This is a genomic window from Vampirovibrionales bacterium, from assembly GCA_016712355.1.
Classification (GTDB): Bacteria; Cyanobacteriota; Vampirovibrionia; order Vampirovibrionales; family Vampirovibrionaceae; genus JADJRF01.
This window is the reverse complement of record JADJRF010000005.1, coordinates 1,895,146-1,915,122: the sequence shown is the minus strand read 5'-3', so window position 1 is coordinate 1,915,122 and position 19,977 is coordinate 1,895,146. Positions and strand designations below refer to the sequence as shown.

General features: G+C 59.2%; 12 protein-coding genes. 2 read left to right on the top strand and 10 right to left on the bottom strand.

What is annotated here, in order from left to right; genetic code table 11:
* Positions 1-15: 15 nt before the first annotated feature.
* The 6 genes from IPK79_10205 to IPK79_10180 all read right to left on the bottom strand — a co-directional run bounded on the left by IPK79_10205 (position 16) and on the right by IPK79_10180 (position 7,723).
* Complete coding sequence (locus tag IPK79_10205; GenBank protein ID MBK8190807.1) at positions 16-900, bottom strand: tyrosine recombinase; 885 nt, start codon at positions 898-900, stop codon at positions 16-18.
* 114 nt (positions 901-1,014) lie between these two features.
* The gene (locus IPK79_10200; GenBank protein MBK8190806.1) at positions 1,015-2,097 is read right to left on the bottom strand and encodes a type IV pilus twitching motility protein PilT; all 1,083 of its coding nucleotides are present in this window, start codon (positions 2,095-2,097) and stop codon (positions 1,015-1,017) included.
* Positions 2,098-2,270: 173 nt separating this feature from the next.
* The gene (locus IPK79_10195) at positions 2,271-4,154 is read right to left on the bottom strand and encodes an APC family permease (protein ID MBK8190805.1); all 1,884 of its coding nucleotides are present in this window, start codon (positions 4,152-4,154) and stop codon (positions 2,271-2,273) included.
* A gap of 106 nt (positions 4,155-4,260) precedes the next feature.
* A complete protein-coding gene (locus tag IPK79_10190) occupies positions 4,261-5,007 on the bottom strand; it encodes an alpha/beta fold hydrolase (GenBank protein MBK8190804.1) in 747 nt (248 codons plus the stop codon).
* 33 nt (positions 5,008-5,040) lie between these two features.
* On the bottom strand, positions 5,041-6,135 hold the full coding sequence (leuB, locus tag IPK79_10185) for a 3-isopropylmalate dehydrogenase (protein MBK8190803.1): 1,095 nt from the start codon (positions 6,133-6,135) through the stop codon (positions 5,041-5,043).
* Positions 6,136-6,319: 184 nt separating this feature from the next.
* Positions 6,320-7,723: a hypothetical protein gene (locus IPK79_10180; protein MBK8190802.1), complete on the bottom strand. Its 1,404-nt coding sequence runs from the start codon at positions 7,721-7,723 to the stop codon at positions 6,320-6,322.
* Between the two features lie 361 nt (positions 7,724-8,084).
* Here IPK79_10180 and hcp point away from each other — a divergent pair, with 361 nt between their 5' ends.
* The gene (hcp, locus tag IPK79_10175; protein ID MBK8190801.1) at positions 8,085-9,728 is read left to right on the top strand and encodes a hydroxylamine reductase; all 1,644 of its coding nucleotides are present in this window, start codon (positions 8,085-8,087) and stop codon (positions 9,726-9,728) included.
* A 221-nt stretch (positions 9,729-9,949) separates the two neighbouring features.
* Here hcp and IPK79_10170 read toward each other — a convergent pair whose 3' ends face one another.
* The gene (locus tag IPK79_10170) at positions 9,950-10,540 is read right to left on the bottom strand and encodes a hypothetical protein (GenBank protein MBK8190800.1); all 591 of its coding nucleotides are present in this window, start codon (positions 10,538-10,540) and stop codon (positions 9,950-9,952) included.
* A 292-nt stretch (positions 10,541-10,832) separates the two neighbouring features.
* Between IPK79_10170 and IPK79_10165 the strand changes: the two genes are divergently transcribed.
* Entirely contained in the window at positions 10,833-11,774 is a 942-nt protein-coding gene (locus tag IPK79_10165) for a hypothetical protein (protein MBK8190799.1), read from the top strand.
* Positions 11,775-12,899: 1,125 nt separating this feature from the next.
* On the opposite strand, the gene IPK79_10160 is transcribed toward IPK79_10165, so the two are convergent.
* The 3 genes from IPK79_10160 to rpoC1 are packed head-to-tail and all read right to left on the bottom strand — an operon-like array spanning position 12,900 to position 19,899.
* Positions 12,900-14,225, bottom strand: coding sequence for a 3-deoxy-D-manno-octulosonic acid transferase (locus IPK79_10160; GenBank protein MBK8190798.1), 1,326 nt, complete (start codon positions 14,223-14,225; stop codon positions 12,900-12,902).
* 32 nt (positions 14,226-14,257) lie between these two features.
* Complete coding sequence (locus IPK79_10155; protein MBK8190797.1) at positions 14,258-18,220, bottom strand: DNA-directed RNA polymerase subunit beta''; 3,963 nt, start codon at positions 18,218-18,220, stop codon at positions 14,258-14,260.
* A 29-nt stretch (positions 18,221-18,249) separates the two neighbouring features.
* Positions 18,250-19,899 carry a DNA-directed RNA polymerase subunit gamma gene (gene rpoC1 / locus IPK79_10150; GenBank protein ID MBK8190796.1) on the bottom strand — a complete coding sequence of 550 codons (1,650 nt, stop codon included), beginning with the start codon at positions 19,897-19,899 and terminating at the stop codon, positions 18,250-18,252.
* Positions 19,900-19,977: the final 78 nt, after the last annotated feature.

Below are 19,977 nucleotides of genomic sequence, written 5' to 3'. Positions count from 1 at the left end.
GCGCCACGGGGTTGTTTAATATGTGCCCTGTCGCGGCGACGCGTCAAACGCTTGTCGATGCGCCTGCTGCGCGCGTTTTTTGCTCACATGGGTGTAAATCTGCGTTGTGGCGATATCGCTGTGGCCGAGCAGCTCCTGAACCACGCGTAAATCCGCGCCGTTTTCGAGCAGATGGGTCGCGAAACTGTGGCGCAGCGTATGCGGCGAAATATCCCGGGATATTCTGCGCCCAAGCGCTTTTACGCGTTCCCAGACGTCTTTTCGGCTAATGGCCTCAGGGCGATCCGCGCGCGAAAACAGCGGACGCTCGCCGTGCGGGTGCGCGGTCAGGCCCTTGCCCTCCAGATATTCGCGCAGAATGGCGATCGACGCGTCGCCCATCGGTACGAGGCGTTCTTTCCCGCCTTTGCCGAAGCAACGCAGATAACCCGCCTTCAAGTCCAGCGAGGCCACGCGCAGCGACGTCAGCTCAGACACGCGCAGGCCGCAGGCGTACAGCAGTTCGAGAATCGCGCGATCCATCGGGTCAAGATCGCTGAAGTTCAGCATGCGCGCCACATCGCTCGCCGAAAGGGCTTTGGGCAGCATGCGCGGACGGCGCGGCGCTTCGAGGAAGGCAAGCGGGTTGTCCTGCACCAGCCCTTTCTCCTGCATCCAGCGATAGAAACCGCGAATACTACTGGTTTTACGCAGAATCGTGGACGTCGCGTTATTCTGTTTGCGCAGATGCGCCAGATACTGGTGCGCGTGACGCGTCGTAATCTGGGCAACCCCGTGACGGCGCTCGGAAAAGAAATCCAGAAACGCCAGAATATCGCGCTCATAAGCCGATAGCGTATTAGCGGACGCGCCGCGCTCCTGCGCCAGATTTTCGAGGTATTCCGACAGGAGCAATAACATACAGGGCGACTTCCCAGACACGCGCGGACCGCCGTCGATGGCCTGACAGGCTGGCGTTTCGCGCTTGAGATCGTGCGAGTATTATACCGTGTCCTGCCTGCCCGTCGCCGAAGGTCAGGATTTGGTCTGAATACCGGTGAGCAGCCGCTTGAAATCTTCCGGGCGCGTGGTTTTCAGGAGCGCATCCTCGAATTCCACGCTGTTTGACTGCACCAGCGCTTTCAGCGCCATTTCCATGGTCTGCATATTGTGCTGACCCCCGGTCTGAATAGCCGAATAGATTTGCGCGGCCTTCCCCTCACGAATCAGGTTGGAAATAGCGGGCGTGACGATCATGATTTCCTGCGCCATAACGCGGCCTTTTTTCTCGCCCAGCTCGTTGACTCTGGGCAGGAGGGCCTGCGAAAAGACCGCCACCAGACTGTTTGAAAGCTGAATCCGCACCTGCTGCTGCTGGTCTGCGGAAAAAACATCGATAATCCGGTCAACAGTCTGCATGGCGCTGGAGGTGTGCAGGGTGCCCATGACCAGGTGACCGGTTTCGGCGGCGGTCAGCGCCAGGCCGATGGTCTCAAGGTCCCGCATCTCACCCACCAGAATCACGTCAGGGTCTTCGCGCAAGGCGGATTTCAGCGCCTTGGAGAAGCTGCGGGTATCTTGCCCCAGTTCGCGCTGGTGAACGACGCTGCGTTTGGACGAGTGAATAAACTCGATCGGATCCTCGATGGTCAGAATATGCTCTGAGCGCTGGCTGTTAATATAGTCCACCATCGCGGCCAGCGTCGTAGACTTGCCGGAACCGGTCGGACCGGTCACCAGCACCAGCCCCTTGGGCCGATCCGCGATTTCTTTCACGATAGGCGGCAGATTCAGACTGTCAAAGCTGGGAATTTCCGTGCTGATGGAGCGCAAGGCCGCCGCATACGTGCTGCGCTCTTTGTAGACGTTGACCCGAAAGCGGCCCAGCCCCGAAACCCCATACGAGCAATCCAGTTCCCAGTCCTGCTCCAGTACGCGGCGCTGTTCGTTGGTCAACATGCTGAAAATCAGGCGGTGGACGTCTTCTTTCGACAACGGCGGATAGTCGCCGCGAATCAGCTTGCCGTCCACGCGAAAGACGGGCGGCAGGCCCAGACTCAAGTGCAAATCGCTCGCTTTGCGGCGAAACACTTCTTGCAGCAACTCTTCCAGAATCATCGCGTTTCTCTCCCGTCCCTTCGCCGCGCCATACGCGCCCTGCGTCCAACCGAAGCCGACGCTTCCCATTCTACAGAAGCAAGCATGACTTGCGGCAAATTCCTTGGCGCAAACGGCGAAAAATCCCTCGCCTGAAGGAGAGGTCTCCTCCAAACAATCGCCTGCGGATCCGCTTATTCTTCCAGAAAGAAGCGGACCGTGGTGACGACCTTGCCCTTGTGATACTTGAGCAACTCGTTAATGAGCCAGGCCGATTGATTGTGCAGAAAGTTATGCCACCAGCGCCGCGTGACGAATTCCGGCACGATGATGGTCACCAGATCGTGGGGCGAGCGCTCTTCCACCACGTCAATGTAATCCATCAGCGGTTTGGTCAGCGAGCGATAGGGCGACTTGAGGATCGTCAGCGGAATGCTGCATCCCCATTCCTGCCAAGCCTTTTTAAGGCGTTCGGTCCCTTCGGGATTCAATTCGACGTGGACAGCCTCGACGTGACCGGAAATGGTCTTGGCATACTCCAGCGCCGGCAGCGTCCCGCGATGCAGCGATGACACCAGCACCAGCGCCGTATGCTCCATCGTCACCGGGCAATAGCCCTTGTCGGGCAAGGCGAGCTGACGGGAAATCGAGCGATAATGCCGCTCAATCTGCCGGAAAATCAGGATGAAGGCCGGGACGGCGACCAGGACGATCCACGCGCCCTCGGTAAACTTCTCGAAGGCCAGAATCAACGTCACGATGGCGGTCACAACGGCGCCAAAGCCATTAATCCGCACGCCATAGCGCCAACCCGGTTCGCGATGCCGCAAATGATGCCGCACCATCCCCGCCTGCGCCAGCGTAAACGACAGAAACACGCCAACCGCGTATAACGGGATCAAAGCGTTGGTATCGCCATGGAACAGCCAGATTAACAACGCCGACAGCAGCCCCAGCGACAGAATCCCATTGGTGAAGACGAGCCGGTCCCCCTGATTCATCAACTGCCGTGGCAAGAACCCGTCATGCGCCAACATGCTGGCCAGCCTCGGGTAGCCCGCAAAACTGGTATTGGCCGCCAGCGCCAGAATCGTCATCGTCGCAAACACGGTCACGTAGTACAGGGCCTGCGCGCCCGGCCCCAGCGCCTCGGACGCCATGCGCGCGACTTGCGAAATGACGGTGTCGTTGGGATGCGGCACGACCTGAAAGTAATAAGCCAGGCAGGTCATCCCGAGAAACACCGCGCCGAGAATCAGGCCCATAATGGCCATCGTGCGATTGGCGCGTTCGACGACCGGCTCTTTGAAAGCCGTTACGCCATTGGAGATGGCTTCAATCCCGGTCAGGGCGGCGCATCCGTGTGAGAAGGCCTTGAGCAGGGCAAGCGCTACCAGCGCGCCGGTCCACTGATCGGCGTCGGACGCGCCCGCAGAAAACGGCACGAACGTCGGCTGCGAGACATCGCCATGGGCAATGCGCCACAAGCCGCACGCCATCACGATCGCCATCGAAGCGATAAACGCATAGGCGGGAAAGGCGATAATTTTGCCGGATTCGCGCACGCCGCGCAGATTGAGCAGCGTGATGGCCAGCACCAGCCACAAGGCAATCGACGTGCGCCATTCTGGCGGTACCAGTCCGGTCGAAATCAGGTTGGCCGCCGCCGCGCTGATGCTGACCGATACGGTCAGGATGTAATCAATCAGCAAGGCCGAGCCCGCCACCTGGCACGCGAGACGCCCCAGATTCTCCTTGGCGACGATATAGGCCCCGCCGCCTTGCGGATAGGCGTGAATCACCTGACGATAGGAAATCACGACAATGGCGATCAGCAGACAAATCGCCAGCGCCACCGGAATCGACAGTATCCCGGCCTGCAAGGCAAAGGCGCTGCCCACCAAAGCGATCAAGACCTCTTCGGTCGCGTACGCGGTGGAAGAGAGCGCATCAGACGAAAACACAGCAAGCCCCAGCGGGATATTCAGGCGCTCATGACGCTCCAGTTGGCTCGCCAGCGGTTTGCCGACCAGCCAGCGTTTAAGTTTGCCGAAATTGACGATAAATCGTCCGAACATCGCCTCTGCGTCCTCTGTCTTGGCGTTGCGCCGCGTCCTGTCTGCGGGCAGAATACCGGGACGGCGCGCCGGATGCAACCGGCGGATATGCAAAACGCGCCCGCGCTTACCTTTGGACGATAGAATCGCCGACCAGCGAGTGGGTAAATCCGCTGAGAATTTCCAGCGTGCGGCGTGATTCCCCCGACACCGGGAACACCTGATGCCCGCACCGCTCCAGCGCATGCGTCTCGACCCGAGGACTGTGAACCAGCGCCTCGGCCAGGCGGGCCATCTCGCCAAACGGAATAACCAAATCGCAAGGAGAATGCGCCAACAGCGTAGGAACGCGGATTTCTGGCAGTCGTTGGGCGAAGCGCGCCAGCAGGTCGCTGCCTTCTCGGGCGATACGCGCGTATTCCCAGGGGCGAAGCTGTGGCCGTTCAAAGCCCGTGACCTGATCGGCAAGATAAAACAGGCCGCGCAACAGCGACCACGGCGGCACGCGGAACACGCCCCAATGATAGTTAATTGTATAGGCCAGACTGCAAGGCGCCGACAACGACGCCACGCCCGCCAGACAAGGCGGATTCTCTGCGGCAATGCTCAATGCGCACACCCCGCCCAGAGAATGACCGATGACGACAATGCGATCCGCGCCGCTCTTTTCCGCAAAAGCGTGATAATCGGCGATGGCCCGTTGCACCATGGCTTCCGCCGAAAATTCGCGCAAGGGGCGATCGCGTCGCTTGCCATGCCCCAGCAGGCTGATGGCCCGGGTGACATAGCCTTGTTGCCGGAAAGCGGCTTCCACCGCGTCAAATTCACGCGGCGACCCCAGCATACCGTGAATCAGCAGGATGCCCGTCGTCATATCAGCATCTCTAACGGCGTCAAACGCTCGCGTTTATACCGAAACTGTCTCGGGCAACGCCAACAGCGCTTCGGCAACCGCATCCCCCATTTGCGACGTGCCGACCACGCGCGCGCCGCTCTCGGCGATGTCATACGTGCGGTAGCCTGCATCCAGCGCGTGGGAGACCGCCTGTTCGATCTGCCGGGCCGCTTGCGGCATCGCAAACGAATGCTCCAGCATCATCGCCGCCGACAGAATCTGCGCAATGGGATTAACCTTGTCCTGTCCGGCGTACTTGGGCGCAGACCCGTGAGAGGGCTCGTACATCGCGTGTTTGCCCTCGCCCAGACTGGCGCTCGGCAACATGCCCAGCGAGCCGGTGAGCATCGAGGCTTCATCCGACAAAATGTCGCCAAAGGTATTCTCGGTCAGAAGTACGTCAAATTGCCTGGGATTGCGAATCAACTGCATCGAGGCGTTATCGACGTACATGTGATCAAGCGTAACGCCGGGGTATTGGGCGGCGACTTCAATGACAATCTCGCGCCAGAGCTGCGAGGTGGCCAGCACGTTGGCCTTGTCGACAGACGTGACTTGCGAGCGGCGGGTTTTGGCCAGCTTGAAGGCCGCGTGGGCAATGCGTTCAATTTCCGCGCGCGCGTAACTCATGGTATCCAGCGCAAAATCGGCCTCGCGGCGCTTGGGTTGTCCAAAATACAGCCCGCCGGTAAGCTCGCGAACGACCATGATGTCGATGCCGTCAACAATCTCAGACTTCAGCGTGGAGGCGTGCAGCAGGGCCTTGTGCGCCTTGACCGGCCGCAGATTAGCAAACAGCCCCAACGCCTTGCGAATCTGTAACAAGCCTTGTTCCGGGCGAATTGCCGGGTCGAGCTGGTCGTATTTATAGTCGCCGACAGCGCCCAGCAAGACGGCATCCGCGGATTTTGCCAGCGCAAGCGTTTTTTCCGGCAGGGGCGCGCCGTCGCTGTCGATACCCGCGCCGCCGATGGGCGCGTATTCCAGCGTAAACGAGACGCCGAATTTACGCTCCACGGCTTTGAGCGTTTTAACAGCCTGCTCCACAATCTCGGGTCCGATGCCGTCTCCGGGCAGAACGGCGATAGCGTAGGCGGGGGTAGTCATAGCGGCAATTCTCCTGTGCTGCGGCGGGCGCTCGGCATTTATCAAACCACAAGCCGGATAACGACGCCAGAGGGCGATCGCCTCCTGCAGGGGGCATTTTCAAGCCAGGACGCTCCTAAGCGATAACGCCCCATTCTCCGGGAGTTTCCCGGCGAACAAGGCGCTATCAGCTTGCTGCTTACTCTTAAAAGGTCCCTGAGGCGTTCGTAGCGCTATTACCGCCACCACCCAGACGACCGCCGCCTTTACCGCCGCCACCACCGCCGCCGCCACCGTTAGCAGCCCTGGCAGCCTTTGCGGCAGCCTTCGCAGCGGCCTTCGCAGCTTCTCGGGCCGCTATTCTAGCAGCCTTTTCGGCTTCGCGCTCAGCTTGACGAGCGGCTTTCTCGGCTGCTCTCTCGGCTGCTTTCGCAGCAGCGTTGGCGCCACCGCCGCCGCCGCCGGTAGAAGCGCCATAGGAATCATCGGCGGGATCAGAGGAATCCTCTTGATCCAGCCAGCTTTCGTCACCCGGAAAAGCGCTGATAATGCAGTTGGCTGGATCATTATTGGTGCAAACGCTGGCAGCGGTTTGCGCCATTTGATTGGCCAGATTCTTGAACATCGCCGGCGTCATGTGGAAGTCGGTAAACGTCATATGCAGCGGTTGTTCCAGACCCTCTGGAATGGCGCCGCTATAAGGCTGCCAGCCGCCGTTGATGTAGATTTGCTGGCGATATTTTCCATTGGGCAGCGTGAAACTACGGTACATATTAGCGCCGTTGGCCCGATAATTCGTCACGGAATACGCTGCGCCGCGCTTGTTGTATTTGGTTTCCGTCCGGATATTGAAAGGCGTTACGTAGGTTTCTTTACTGCCTTTCATTTTGCACGAGCTGGGGGGACACAGATCGACCCCTTTCACGACGGCAAAGGCCTGCTTCCAGTGCAGATTGATGAGATCTTTGGACTCTGGAAAACCTCTTAAGGCGCCCGGATGGCCATCAATGTAATTCATAAGATTGGAATAGGCGGAAATCAGGTTCTGGAAATTTTTTCTTGGCAATTCATACGAGAAATACGCCAGCTTAAACAGCTCTTCCTGCGTGAAAAAGGACGCGTCGCAATTCCGGATATCACATTGATATTTTCGGAGAATCTCCTCCGCTTCGGTAAAACTCGTAGAGATCTTCTCGAATTCTGCGGCCAGTTTCTTCAAGAGATCAATCGTCTTGGGATTTCCGTCTTCTTTTTGAAGCTTTTCAGCCATTTCCAGAAAACTCTTTGCGTAGGCGCCGATTAGATCGCCGCCAAGGCCGCCCGCCGTATCCGCAACAGCGCCGCTATTGGGGATCAGGGGCATATTGACGCAAACCCCGCTCTGGAAACAGATCTGTTGCGAGCCGACTTTGCGCACGGCGCCGCTCATATCGCTGATATCGCCCATCGCGCGGACGTTCATTGATTTGGCTTCTTTTACATCGCCGTGCAGATAACGCGCCTGCAACTCCTGCAACATCGGCATCCACTGGCTCTGGGTCAGGAACAGGGCGACAGCGCCTAGCATAAAGCTGGCGCCCAGCGTGTATTCCACCGCCGCACTGCCCATAAAACGGTCTCTATTCTTCCATCGCATTCACAATTCCCTCACTGTTATCCATCAATGCTCAAATCGCGCATACAGAGAGTTGTCTCTCTATCGACCCCGGCGATTCAAACTTGAATAACGAGCGAAAGCGCCTCAAAACGCCCGCAGCAAGGGACTTGATTCGGCAAATGCCGCCAATACCCTGGCAAGTGTCTGACGCGTTGACTAAAGTCAATGCAGCCGGCCAACGATTCGGCTTAAGCTGACGAGGCTGGGATAGTTATTCCCACAATCACGGTCAGGCGCTGCGATGCGCAACGCGCCGTTCCATAGAATTTGTTCCTGGAATGTGTTGATAGAAAAGGACCCCCTCATCATGAGTATGTTTTGTTACCAATGCGAACAAACCTCGCGCGGCACGGGCTGCACGACCATGGGCATCTGCGGCAAGGAGCCGGAAACCGCCGCCCTGCAAGATTTAATGCTGCACGCGATTAAAGGCATTTCGATGATCGCCCATCGCGCCCGCGCTCTGGGCGTGAACGACGCCCAGGTCAACCGCGAGACCTTCGCCTCGCTGTTTCTGACGCTGACCAACGTCAATTTCGACAAATACGCCCACGTCGCCGACCTGCGCAAGCTGGATGCCACGCTCCAGCGCATCCGCACGCTCTATGCCGACGCCTGCAAAGCCCAGGGTAAAACGCCCGAGCTTTTCTACGGCCCAGCCGAGTGGCGCTTTACCGATGATGTCGCCACCCTTCTGAAACAGGGCGAAGAGACGTCTATCCCCAACCGTCTGGCCAAACTGAACCCGGACGTCGGCTCGATGCAGGAACTTATCGTATATGGCATCAAGGGCCTGGCCGCTTACGCGCACCACGCCTGCATGCTGTCTTACGAAGACGACGCCGTCTACGCCTTTGTCCATGAAGCGCTCGATTACCTCACCAAGGAAGAGCAGCCGCTGGACGTTCTGGTAACGCTGGCCATGCGCACCGGCGAATGCAATCTGCGCGTGATGGAAATGCTGGATCGGGCCCATACTGAGACCTTCGGCCATCCGGTTCCCTCACAGGCGCGTCTGACGCCAAAAGCGGGCAAAGCCATCGTCGTCTCCGGCCATGACCTCAAAGCCCTCTACGAGCTGCTCAAGCAGACCGAAGGCAAAGGCGTCAACGTTTACACCCATGGCGAAATGCTGCCCGCGCTGGGCTATCCCGGCCTGAAACGCTTTTCTCACCTGATTGGGCATTACGGCGGCCCCTGGCAGAATCAGCAGCGGGAATTCGCCGAATTCCCCGGCGCCATTCTGATGACGACCAACTGCCTCAAAGAGCCCCTGCGCGAGTACAACGACCGCATCTTCACGATGGATGTCGTCGGCTGGGAAGGCGTGCAGCATATCGAGGGCTACGACTACAGCAAACTCATCGCGCGCGCGCTGGAAATGCCCGGTTTCCCGGCGGACGTACCCGAGCAATTCATCACCGTGGGCTTTGGTCATAACGCGGTGCTGAGCGTGGCCGACAAGGTGCTGGAACTGGTCAAGGCCGGTAAAATCAATCACTTCTACGTGATTGGCGGCTGCGACGGCGCGGAATCCTACCGCGATTACTTCACCCGCTTTGCGACCTCCACCGGCGATGACAGCGTGATCCTCACCATGGGATGCGGCAAATATCGCTTCAACAAGCTCGAATTCGGCGATATTGAAGGCATTCCGCGCCTGCTCGATTTGGGCCAGTGCAATGACAGCTACTCGGCGGTCAAAATCGCCGTGGCGCTGGCCGAAGCGCTGGACACGGACGTCAACAGCCTGCCCCTGTCGCTGGTCGTGTCGTGGTTCGAACAGAAAGCGGTCGCCGTGTTGCTGACCCTGCTGCACCTGGGACTGCGCAATATCCGTCTGGGGCCGGCGCTGCCGGCGTTTATCTCGCCCAACGTGCTGGAGCTGCTGGTCAGCAACTTCAACATCATGAAAACCGGCGCTGTGGAAACCGATCTGGCCGCCACGCGCGCCTAACAACAAAGCATCTCGCACAGGGGGCGTCTGGAATAGCCAGCGCCCCCTGCGCATTTTATATCCCAGATGTCGAAAAGCGCCCGTCCTGAAGCCAGGACGAACGCCTTCCGAAATGGTCCTTGGTCCGCAGCGCCCGAAATTCGCCAGAGAACCCCGAACCCCGGCGCGGGCAACGAGATGGTACGGGCCAAGACCGTGGCGAATACGGAGAAAGAGTCGGGTTACATAAAGAACTGGGAGTATTTAGGGGCAATCCCGGTGGTCAACTGGAAGCCGATATTCATGGCGCCCCACTCATTGGCGAGCGATGCGCGATTGACCGGATCCAGCGTCAACAGGGAATTGGCGTTCGGGTATTGCGTCGGCGCATTGGGGAAAAGCCCGCCGAGCGAATAGTTATTGAAAGGCGAGAAAGCGCCGCCCAATAAACCGGTTGGAATCCCGGAATTGGCGAATCCGCCGCCGGCGCCTAAGCCAGCCGCGCCGCCGGCGCCCGCGCCAAAGCCTGCGCCAAAACCGCCGCCGCCAAAAATATCAAACGGGTTGCTTAATCCGCCCGACATACCGCCGCCGCCGCCAAAGCCGCCGGAAGTCTGGGGCATATTGAGAATGCCAAATTCGTTCAACAGTCGAGAATTGTTGACAGGACCGTTCATCAACTGGCCAACCGTCATCGACTGGGCCAGCAGGGGATAATTGAGGTTCATGTTGTCCCAGGGCTTATACACCTCATAGGAGTATTGGCCTTTTAACCACGGATAATTGAAATAATTGAGCTGACCTGCGCCAGTTACTGGAATGCCGCTGCTCACTGCGTGGTCTCCTCTCGCTAATGCATATCAAATGGACGCGGGGGAAGATATGGAGGCTTCCCAACGCAACACGATGGCTAGAAAGAAACGTAAAACTCGCTTTCTCTTAAAATAATAAAAACAATATAAAGATTCAAATTGCCTCCTGCGGCGCCCTTTTTACAAATCTTGGCAAAGCAGGCGCTGTCAGAATCGTCCGGGGCTTCCCGTTCATTTGAGCGCCGAAAGAGGCGTATAATGGGGCCACACAAGAGGCATGCACCAGAGACTGGCAGCAAAGGAAACCGCTTTTATGACAGAAGAGGGATCACCCGAGGCCGCAGGCGCGCGCTCGTACCTGTTCGCGTTGAACCCTAACGCCAGCGGCGTTGACAGCATTGATGCGCTCAAAAGCCAGATCAGCGAAGCAATGGCTGGCGCTGACTGCCGCTTTGTCACGCCGGAATCGGCAGAAGCGGTGGCAGGCGTTATCGAGGCCGCGCTGGCAGAACAACCCGCCGACGTGCTGGTGGGCGTGGGCGGCGACGGGGCCGCCCGCATGCTGATTCCTATTGCGTTAAAGCATGCGCCGCTGGCCTTGGGCATTATTCCGATGGGGACTGGCAATTTGCTGGCTTCGGCCCTGAATATCCCCGCAGAGGTTGAAGGCGCCTGCGAGGTGTTGCTTCACGGCGAGAGACGCCGCATGCATCTGGGCGCGCTCAATAACGGGGAATTTTTCACGCTGGCCGTGGGCGTGGGCATCGACGCGACGATTATGAAGCAGACCTCCTCCGAACGGAAAAAAGCCCTGGGCGGGCTGGCTTATGTGCTAGAGGGCATCCGTCAGATTTTTCGGGCCCGCGTCATGACCATGGATATCTGGATCGACGACCAGCGCCTGCGCCGACAGGCCAGCGGCGTCATGATTATTAACCATCGCGATTTCCTGACCTCGTTCAATCCCTTTTCGACGCCCTCTCAGGAAAATCTGGAAGATGAATGGCTGGACGTCTGCATTCTGGACCTAAGCAACCCGCTGGCGGCCATTCCCAGTATGTTACAGCTCATGACGCAGGATTTCAGCAATCCCCTGCTGCCGCTGGAGCATTTCCGGGGCAAGCGCGTGCGCGTCAAAACCCGACCCGTGACGGCGGTTCAGGCGGACGGCGATGTCATCGGCAAGACGCCTCTCGACGTCACCATCCGCGAAGAATGCCTGCCGTTTATCATGCGCGCCGCCGCCAGCAACTGAGGCCGGGTAAGCGCCGCCAGACTTTATCAGACGCCGGCGGCGCTGGCTTTGTCATCTCAGGTCAACCCCTCGGGGGCCGTTCCCGCCCCCGAGCCCCCACCCTGTCTTTTAATTTGAGGGCTTCGCCCTCAAGACCCGTCTGGTTCTGGCGGGCCAGCCCCTCACATTTTATGACGCCCCCTCATCTCAGGTTAACCTTTTGGAGGTCGTTCCAGCCCACGAGGCACACCCTGTCTTTATTTGATGGCTTCGCCCTCAAGACCCGTCTGCTTCTCTGGCTGCGCTCATCGGTGGGCCAGCCCCTCACATTTTATGACGCCCCGTCATCTCGGGTTAACCTTTCGGGGGCCGTTCCAGCCCACGAGGCCCGCCCTGTCTTTATTTGATGGCTTCGCCCTCAAGACCCGTCTGCTTCTCTGGCTGCGCTCATCGGTGGGCCAGCCCCTCACATTTTATGACGCCCCGTCATCTCGGGTTAACCTTTCGGGGGCCGTTCCAGCCCACGAGGCCCGCCCTGTCTTTATTTGAGGGCTTCGCCCTCAAGACCCGTCTGAGATTCTCTGGTTGGGCTCATCTGCGGGCCAGCCCCTCACATTTTATGACGCCCCGTCATCTCAGGTTAACCTTTCGGGGGTCGTTCCAGCCCACGAGGCCTACCCTGTCTTTATTTGAGGGCTTCGCCCTCAAGACCCGTCTGATTCTCTGGTTGGGCTCATCTGCGGGCCAGCCCCTCACATTTTATGACGCCCCGTCATCTCAGGTTAACCTTTCGGGGGTCGTTCCAGCCCACGAGGCCTACCCTGTCTTTATTTGAGGGCTTCGCCCTCAAGACCCGTCTGATTCTCTGGTTGGGCTCATCTGCGGGCCAGCCCCTCACATTTTATGACGCCCCGTCATCTCAGGTTAACCTTTCGGGGGTCGTTCCAGCCCACGAAGCACACCCTGTCTCTATTTGAGGGCTTCGCCCTCCAGACCCGTCTGGTTCTGGCGGGCCAGCCCCTCACATTTTATGACGCCCCGTCATCTCGGGTTAACCTTTCGGGGGGCGTTCCAGCCCACGAGGCCTACCCTGTCTTTATTTGAGGGCTTCGCCCTCAAGACCCGTCCTGCCGGGTCATGAAGGCATCATACCGGCGGCTCTGGCGGCGAAACAACCCCGACGCGGGTCTGGATCGCTCTGGCAAGGGATTCCAGCGCGCCGCGATTGTCTTGCAGCAGGCGCTGACCGTTTTCCACCACGGCGCTGTAATTTTCCGGTTGCGTGAGTAATTGCGTGGCCAGCGAAATGACGTCTTGCGGCGTCTGGGCCTGCATCCCCGCATGATGTTCGAGAATGCGCTGGCTGATATCGGCGAAATTAAACATATGTGGCCCAAAAATCACCGGGATTTTACGGCTCAGCGGCTCGAGCGGATTCTGTCCGCCATGCTCGACAAAGCTGCCGCCCATGACCGCCAGCGTACTCAAGGCGTACACCGTCACCAGCTCGCCTATCGTATCGAGAATCACAAAGGGCGCTTCGTTGGGCTGCGCCTCGCTCAGTTGACTGCGCAGACGATACGGCAGCCCGCGCGCATTCAGCAACGCCCGGACTTCGGCGACGCGTTCGGGGTGCCGGGGCGCAATGACAAACTTCAGCTCCGGGAAATCCTTGCGCAGGGTCAGGAAAACAGGCAACAGCAGCTCTTCTTCGCCACGGTGCGAACTGGCAAACGTAACGACAATATCGCGCGGGCCAAAGCCCAGAAGGCGGCGCAGGATGGTTTTATGCGCGTCATCCGCCGCCGGAGGCATATCAAACTTGAGATTTCCCGCCACATGGACGATTTCCGGCGGGGCTCCCAACGCAATGAGCCGCTGCGCGTCGGATTCGCTCTGCATATAGCAGTCGTCAAAGCAGCGTAAAACAGGGGCCATCAGGGCCTTAAGCCAGCGATATCCCTTAAAAGAGCCCGGCGACAGACGCCCATTGATGAGAATCACGGGAACGCCCTTGCGCTGCGTGGCGATATGGATAAAGTTGGGCCAGATTTCGGTCTCCACCAGCACGGCCAGATCCGGGCGAACGGCGTCGAGCGCGCGCCGCACAAAGGGAGCAAAATCCAGCGGGAAGTAGAATACCGGCAGATCGGGAAACACCCGGCGGGCCAGGCCTTGTCCGGTGTGCGTGGTCGTGGAGATCACCGGCAGGCAGGCGTCGTTTAGACGCTTGACCAGCGCGCGAATGGCGTTAAATTCGCCGACCGAAACGGCATGAAACCACACCACCGGCTTACCGCTCTGGCGCAGGGTTTGCAGTTGCGCCAGAAACTCCGGCGGATACAGGGCCAGTTTCTGGCGCAAGCCCGAACGGAGTTTCTGGCTAAAGGCCAACCAGATTGCGATGACCGGGGCCAGCAGAACGAGAGCCGCCCACAGCGCGACGTTATACAGGCCAATCGCCGTATTCATCGCCGTCTGCCGCGTCCGCCGCCAAAGCGGGCCTATTCCTCGTCGTCTTCTGCGGCGGCGTCGATTTTCTCTTCGCTCATACCGCTGACCAGCGTGGCGTCGTCATCGAGCAGGAAGTCGCTGAGCGTTTCCGGCGTGATTTCGGGCGAGCCGAACATGCTCTCGATTTCTTCGAGAATCGCCGACGGCTTGCGCGCGCCCGATTTGCTGGCGTTCTGGGTTTCCTCGATCATATCGACGCGCTCGTCGATAAAATGCGGGAAGCCGGTGCCGGCTGGAATCAGGCGACCAATAATGACGTTTTCCTTCAGGCCGCGCAGGTAGTCTTTCTTGCCTTCGACAGCGGCCTCGGTCAGTACGCGGGTCGTCTCCTGGAAGCTCGCCGCCGAGATGAAGCTCTCGGTGTTCAGGCTCGCCTTGGTGATCCCCAGCAGCACGGGCGAGCCCTGAGCGGGGATCTGCTCTTTTTCGAGCCGACGATTATGCTCATTCAGGTCTTTCTCGTCGACGAGTTCGCCAATGAGAAGCACCGTGTCGCCGCCTTCATCCACGCGAACCTTCTTCGACATCTGACGGACGATGACTTCCACGTGCTTGTCGGCGATTTCGACGCCCTGGGAGCGGTAGACCCGCTGAACTTCGTCGACCAGATACTTGCGAACGGCGACAATGCCCGAGACTTCCAGCAATTCGTGCGGATTCACGGCCCCGTCCGTAATCGGCTGACCGGCGCGCACGTGCTGCTTGTCTTCCACCAGAATGTTGGAGCCGATGGGCATCTGGAGTTCCTCGCGGCCATGATCGCTGATCATGTAGACCTTGAGGCCTTCCTCGTCATCGACGATTTCAACAGCGGCGTCGTGCTTGGCGATAATCGCGATTTCTTTGGGTTTGCGGCCTTCCAGCAGCTCTTCAACCCGAGGCAGACCCTGGACGATGTCCCCGGTTTTCTGACGTTCGAAGATCAGGGTCGCGATCAGGTCGCCGCGCTGACAGATTGCGCGATTCTCGTTCTGAAGCTGGGCGCCTGCGCTGATCAGGTACGGACGGCCCTGACGCAGCGTGATGCGATTTTTCTCAATCGCCGCCACGCGCCCAGAGACCGGCGAAGGCGTGCTGCCGTCGAGCAAGTCGCCGACCTTGACGAAATCGTCTTTCTTCAGGGAGCAGGATTCGGCCAGATCCAGCGACTTCAAGTGGTCCGGGCTAATCAGCAGCAGGCGGCGCACGTCGCGCTCGCCATCAGCCGCGCCCAGACTTACTTTACCGCCGGTTTTGGCCAGCGCCTGGGTTTTCACCAGCGGGGTCTTCGGCTCAATTTGCTGACCGTCATTAACCAGCAAGTGGGTTTGCACCGAATCTTCGCCCAGATTCAGGTCGCCCGGCGCATCGCGGCGGATCGTGAGGTTTTCCAGCACAACGATTTTCATGATGCCGGCGGCGGATTTATCGTCGCTCGACTCCTCGATTTCCACCAAGCCTTTGAGCCGCTCCAGGAAACCGCTCATCTGGATAACCAGACTGGTGCGGATTAGCGGCGCGCCTTCAATCTGGCGCACGCGATCGCCGTCGTTGAACTGGATTTGCGTAATGGGCACGATGCGAATATTGGTCGGCTCAGTGGATTCGAAATCGATGTTGACTTCGCGCGGTTCAATAAAGAACTCCTGCACCGGACGCAGAATCACTTCGGCGTACTCGCTGACCTCGGATTCGTCGACTTCGTCGGCGTCGAACTCAGCCTCTTCGGGCATGTCCATCTGGAAGTTGATGGTGACCATGCTGCGCTCTTTGGCGACGACGCCCGGCGCGACTTCAGCGCCTGCGTCAACCACGGCCCCGTCATCGACGTTGAGCGTGGTGACGTCGGAGACTTCAAACAGTTCGCCAGGGCGCACGATGACTTCGCGCACGATGTCATTTTCTTCAACCAGTTCGAGAATCCCGGCGGTGCGAGTGACAACGCCTTTGACCACTTCGGTGCCGGCCTGCACGAATTGCCCCGATTCCACGCCGGGAATCTTGAGCGAGATATCCTTGCTGACCTGATGCACTTCTTCCGGGATGAAGTAGACTTTGCCGGGCTTGGTAATGATGCGCTGCTCGTCGACTTCCAGATCCTCGTAGCGGATTTCGCCGCTGGTGGTGGTGCTGAGCGTATCGTCAATCAGTTCGGCCACGATGCTGCCGTTTTCAACGGTCGTGCGATCGGGCGCCTTGATGATGAACGTCTCATCGATCTTCTTGTCGTTGACCTTCCAGAGGCGCTCTTTCTTGGTGAGGGCCAGCTCGGCGTTGGACGGCTGAATCGAGGCGATGATAATCGTCAGTTCCTTGCCGCCGGTGATGGCGTTAACGGTTTTACCGTCGACCTTCATGGTTTCGGTCGTCAGGCTTTCCGGCACGCGCACTTCGCCGCCATGTTCGCTAATGAGCAGGGACTCGGCCAGCACCTCGCCCTTTTCGACAAACGCGCCGTCCTGCACCAGATTCTTGGCGCCCGAGGGCAGGTTGTACACATCGCCGCCCAGCACCCAGATGGTACCGGCGCGGTTGGCCGTACGGCTGATGTTGCCCTGACGATCCCGTTTTTCGTCGGCGTCAAAGCCGTCGTAGTGGATTTCGCCGCTGCGGGCCGTGTTGATGTCCTTGGTGGCTTTTTCCGTCAGGCGACGGGCGCTGCCGCGCGCCAGGAATGGATCGAGTTCGGCCAGCGCATCGCCGGCTTTCACTTTGGCGCCTTCTTCGCCGAGCAGCACCGTCGTGTTGACCGGCAGGTTATATTTGTCGACGCCGTCCTTGGTTTTAACTTCCAGAATGGTATCTTTGGCCGTTACATTGACGACATCCCCGTGGCGGGTGCGGATATCGCGGGTGCGCACGGCCTTGACGACCACGCCGTCGTTTTTGGCGCGAATCGCCTCACGACCGCCGCTACTCCCGCTGACGGCCCCACCCGTGTGGAAGGTGCGCATGGTGAGCTGTGTTCCGGGCTCCCCGATACTTTGTGCAGCCATAATGCCGATGGCTTCGCCGATATCGACCAGGCGATTATTGGTCAGCGACCAGCCATAGCATTGCTGACAGATGCCGAAATACGTGTCGCAGGTAAGCGCAGAGCGAACCAGCACTTCCAGAACCCCGGCGTCAGCGATTTTCTGGGCCAGGGTGCGGGTAATGACCTGACCCGCCTGCACCAACACTTCGCCGTCCTTTGTCACGACATCCACGGCGGAGGTGCGGCTGACAATCCGCTCTTCCAGCGGGACCAGTACTTTTTCGCCTTCTTTAACGGCCTGTAACGGAATCCCGTTCTGGGTACCGCAATCGGGCTCGGTAATAATCACGTCCTGAGCGACGTCGACCAGACGGCGGGTGAGATACCCGGAGTCGGCCGTCTTCAGGGCGGTGTCTACCAGCCCCTTGCGCGCGCCATAGCTGGAGATGATGTACTCGGTAACGCTCAAACCCTCTTTGAAGTTGGATTTGATGGGCATGTCGATAATCTGCCCCTGCGAGTCGGCCATCAGGCCGCGCATCCCGACCAGCTGACGCACCTGGCTGATGTTCCCCCGAGCGCCGGAGAAGGCCATCATATACACCGGATTCAGGCGATCAAAATGGTCGATGACCATCTTGGTGAGCTGCTCAGTGGTATCGCTCCAGGTGTCGATAACCTTGGTATAGCGTTCAACTTCGGTGATCTCGCCGCGAATAAAGCGCTGGGTAGCGGTTTCAATCTCGCTTTCGGCGGAAGCCAGCAGGTCTTTCTTGGTCGGCGGGACGGAGAGATCGTCGATCGAGATGGTCACGCCGGCAAGCGTCGCGTAGCGAAAGCCCAGATCTTTGAGGGCGTTGGCCAGCGCGCCGGTTTTGGCGGCCCCATGCTCTTCGTAGATCTTGGCGAGCAGCTTGCGGATGCCCTTCTTGTCGACCGTGCGATTGATGTATTCCAGTTGCTTCTTCTGGCTGGTGGCGGGAGACAGAATGCTCATGGCGATTGGGGGTCCTCGCTTGCGAAAAACTAGTGAATGGCGGCGCGAACGGCCTTGTTGAAGATAATGCGACCGGGCGTGGTCTCAATGAGATCGCCGCTGTCGTCGCGCACCAGAATCTTGGCGTGCAGCTCGACGACGCCCGCTTCGTGGGCGGCGAGCGCGTCTTCAAAGCTGAAGAACTTCATCCCGGCGCCGCGCGAGGCGCGCGGATTGTCGATGGTGAGGTAGTAGATGCCCAGAACCATATCCTGAGACGGCGTAATCACCGGCTGACCGGTGGCCGGAATGAGGATGTTGGTCGTCGCCATCATCAGCATGCGCGCTTCGGTTTGCGCTTCGATCGACAGCGGCACGTGAACCGCCATCTGGTCGCCGTCAAAGTCGGCGTTGAAGGCGGGACAGACCAGCGGGTGCAGTTGAATGGCGCGGCCTTCCACCAGCACGGGCTCAAAGGCCTGAATGCCCAGACGGTGCAGCGTGGGAGCGCGGTTGAGCATCACAGGGTGGCCCTGAATGACCTCTTCCAGCACGTCCCAGACGACGGTTTCCTGGCGCTCGATTTTCTTCTTGGCGGATTTGATGTTCTGGCTTTCGCCGCGCTCAATGAGCTTGTTAACCACAAAGGGCTTGAACAGCTCCAGCGCCATTTCTTTGGGCAAGCCGCACTGATGCAGCTTGAGTTTCGGGCCAACCACGATGACGCTTCTGCCCGAGTAGTCCACCCGTTTGCCGAGCAGATTCTGACGGAAGCGGCCCTGCTTGCCTTCGATGATGTTGCTCAGTGATTTAAGCGGGCGGTTATTGGGGCCGACGACCGTGCGCCCGCGCCGACCGTTGTCGATCAGGGCGTCGACGGCTTCCTGCAACATGCGCTTCTCGTTGCGGACGATGATTTCCGGCGCGCCCATTTCCAGCAGGCGCTTGAGGCGGTTGTTGCGGTTAATCACCCGGCGATAGAGGTCGTTGAGATCGCTGGTCGCAAAGCGGCCGCCGTCGAGCTGGACCATCGGGCGCAGATCGGGCGGAATCACGGGCAGGACGTCCATGACCATCCACGTGGGGCTGGCCTGGCTGCCCAGCAAGGCTTCAATCAGGCGCAGGCGCTTGAGAGCCTTGGCGCGCTTCTGGCTGGAGCCTGAGGCCCCGGCGATTTCCTCTTTGACCTGCTCCTGCAACTGGACCAAGTCCAGCTTTTCGAGCATCCGCTTGATGGCCTCGGCGCCGATGCCGACCTCCAGCTGCGCTTGCTCGTTCTCTTCGAGGATGTTGTCGTAGTCTTCTTCTGAAAGCAGTTGGCCGGTTTTCAGCTCGGTATTACCCGGATCCAGCACGATGTAGGAGTTAAAGTAGATGACCTGCTCGAGATCGCGCAGCGACAGGTTCAGCACCAGACCCAGATAGCTGGGAATGCCCTTCAGAAACCAGATATGAGTTACCGGCGCCGCCAGCGCGATATGCCCCATGCGCACGCGGCGGACCTTGCTCTCGGTCACCTCGACGCCGCAGCGTTCGCAGACGATGCCCCGATGGCGTACGCGCTTATACTTGCCGCAGAAGCATTCCCAATCTTTGGTTGGCCCAAAGATGCGCTCGCAGAACAGGCCGCCCATCTCCGCCTTGAGCGTGCGGTAGTTAATGGTTTCGGGCTTTTCCACCTCGCCGTGCGACAGTTCCATCACGCGCGAAGGCGAGGCGATGCCGATGCGGATAAAGTCGAACTGGTCAATACTGGTGCTTACCACGGGGGGTCTCCT

Bases quoted from the DNA above. Each gene is read 5' to 3' on its own strand.
- IPK79_10180 (MBK8190802.1), bottom strand. From the start codon at position 7,723: ATGGGCAGTGCGGCGGTGGAATACACGCTGGGCGCCAGCTTTATGCTA.
- IPK79_10165 (MBK8190799.1), top strand. From the start codon at position 10,833: ATGACAGAAGAGGGATCACCCGAGGCCGCAGGCGCGCGCTCGTACCTG.
- IPK79_10195 (MBK8190805.1), bottom strand. From the start codon at position 4,154: ATGTTCGGACGATTTATCGTCAATTTCGGCAAACTTAAACGCTGGCTG.
- IPK79_10190 (MBK8190804.1), bottom strand. From the start codon at position 5,007: ATGACGACGGGCATCCTGCTGATTCACGGTATGCTGGGGTCGCCGCGT.
- IPK79_10155 (MBK8190797.1), bottom strand. From the start codon at position 18,220: ATGAGCATTCTGTCTCCCGCCACCAGCCAGAAGAAGCAACTGGAATAC.
- leuB (MBK8190803.1), bottom strand. From the start codon at position 6,135: ATGACTACCCCCGCCTACGCTATCGCCGTTCTGCCCGGAGACGGCATC.
- rpoC1 (MBK8190796.1), bottom strand. From the start codon at position 19,899: ATGGAACTGTCGCACGGCGAGGTGGAAAAGCCCGAAACCATTAACTAC.
- IPK79_10160 (MBK8190798.1), bottom strand. From the start codon at position 14,225: ATGAATACGGCGATTGGCCTGTATAACGTCGCGCTGTGGGCGGCTCTC.
- IPK79_10205 (MBK8190807.1), bottom strand. From the start codon at position 900: ATGTTATTGCTCCTGTCGGAATACCTCGAAAATCTGGCGCAGGAGCGC.
- IPK79_10200 (MBK8190806.1), bottom strand. From the start codon at position 2,097: ATGATTCTGGAAGAGTTGCTGCAAGAAGTGTTTCGCCGCAAAGCGAGC.
- hcp (MBK8190801.1), top strand. From the start codon at position 8,085: ATGTTTTGTTACCAATGCGAACAAACCTCGCGCGGCACGGGCTGCACG.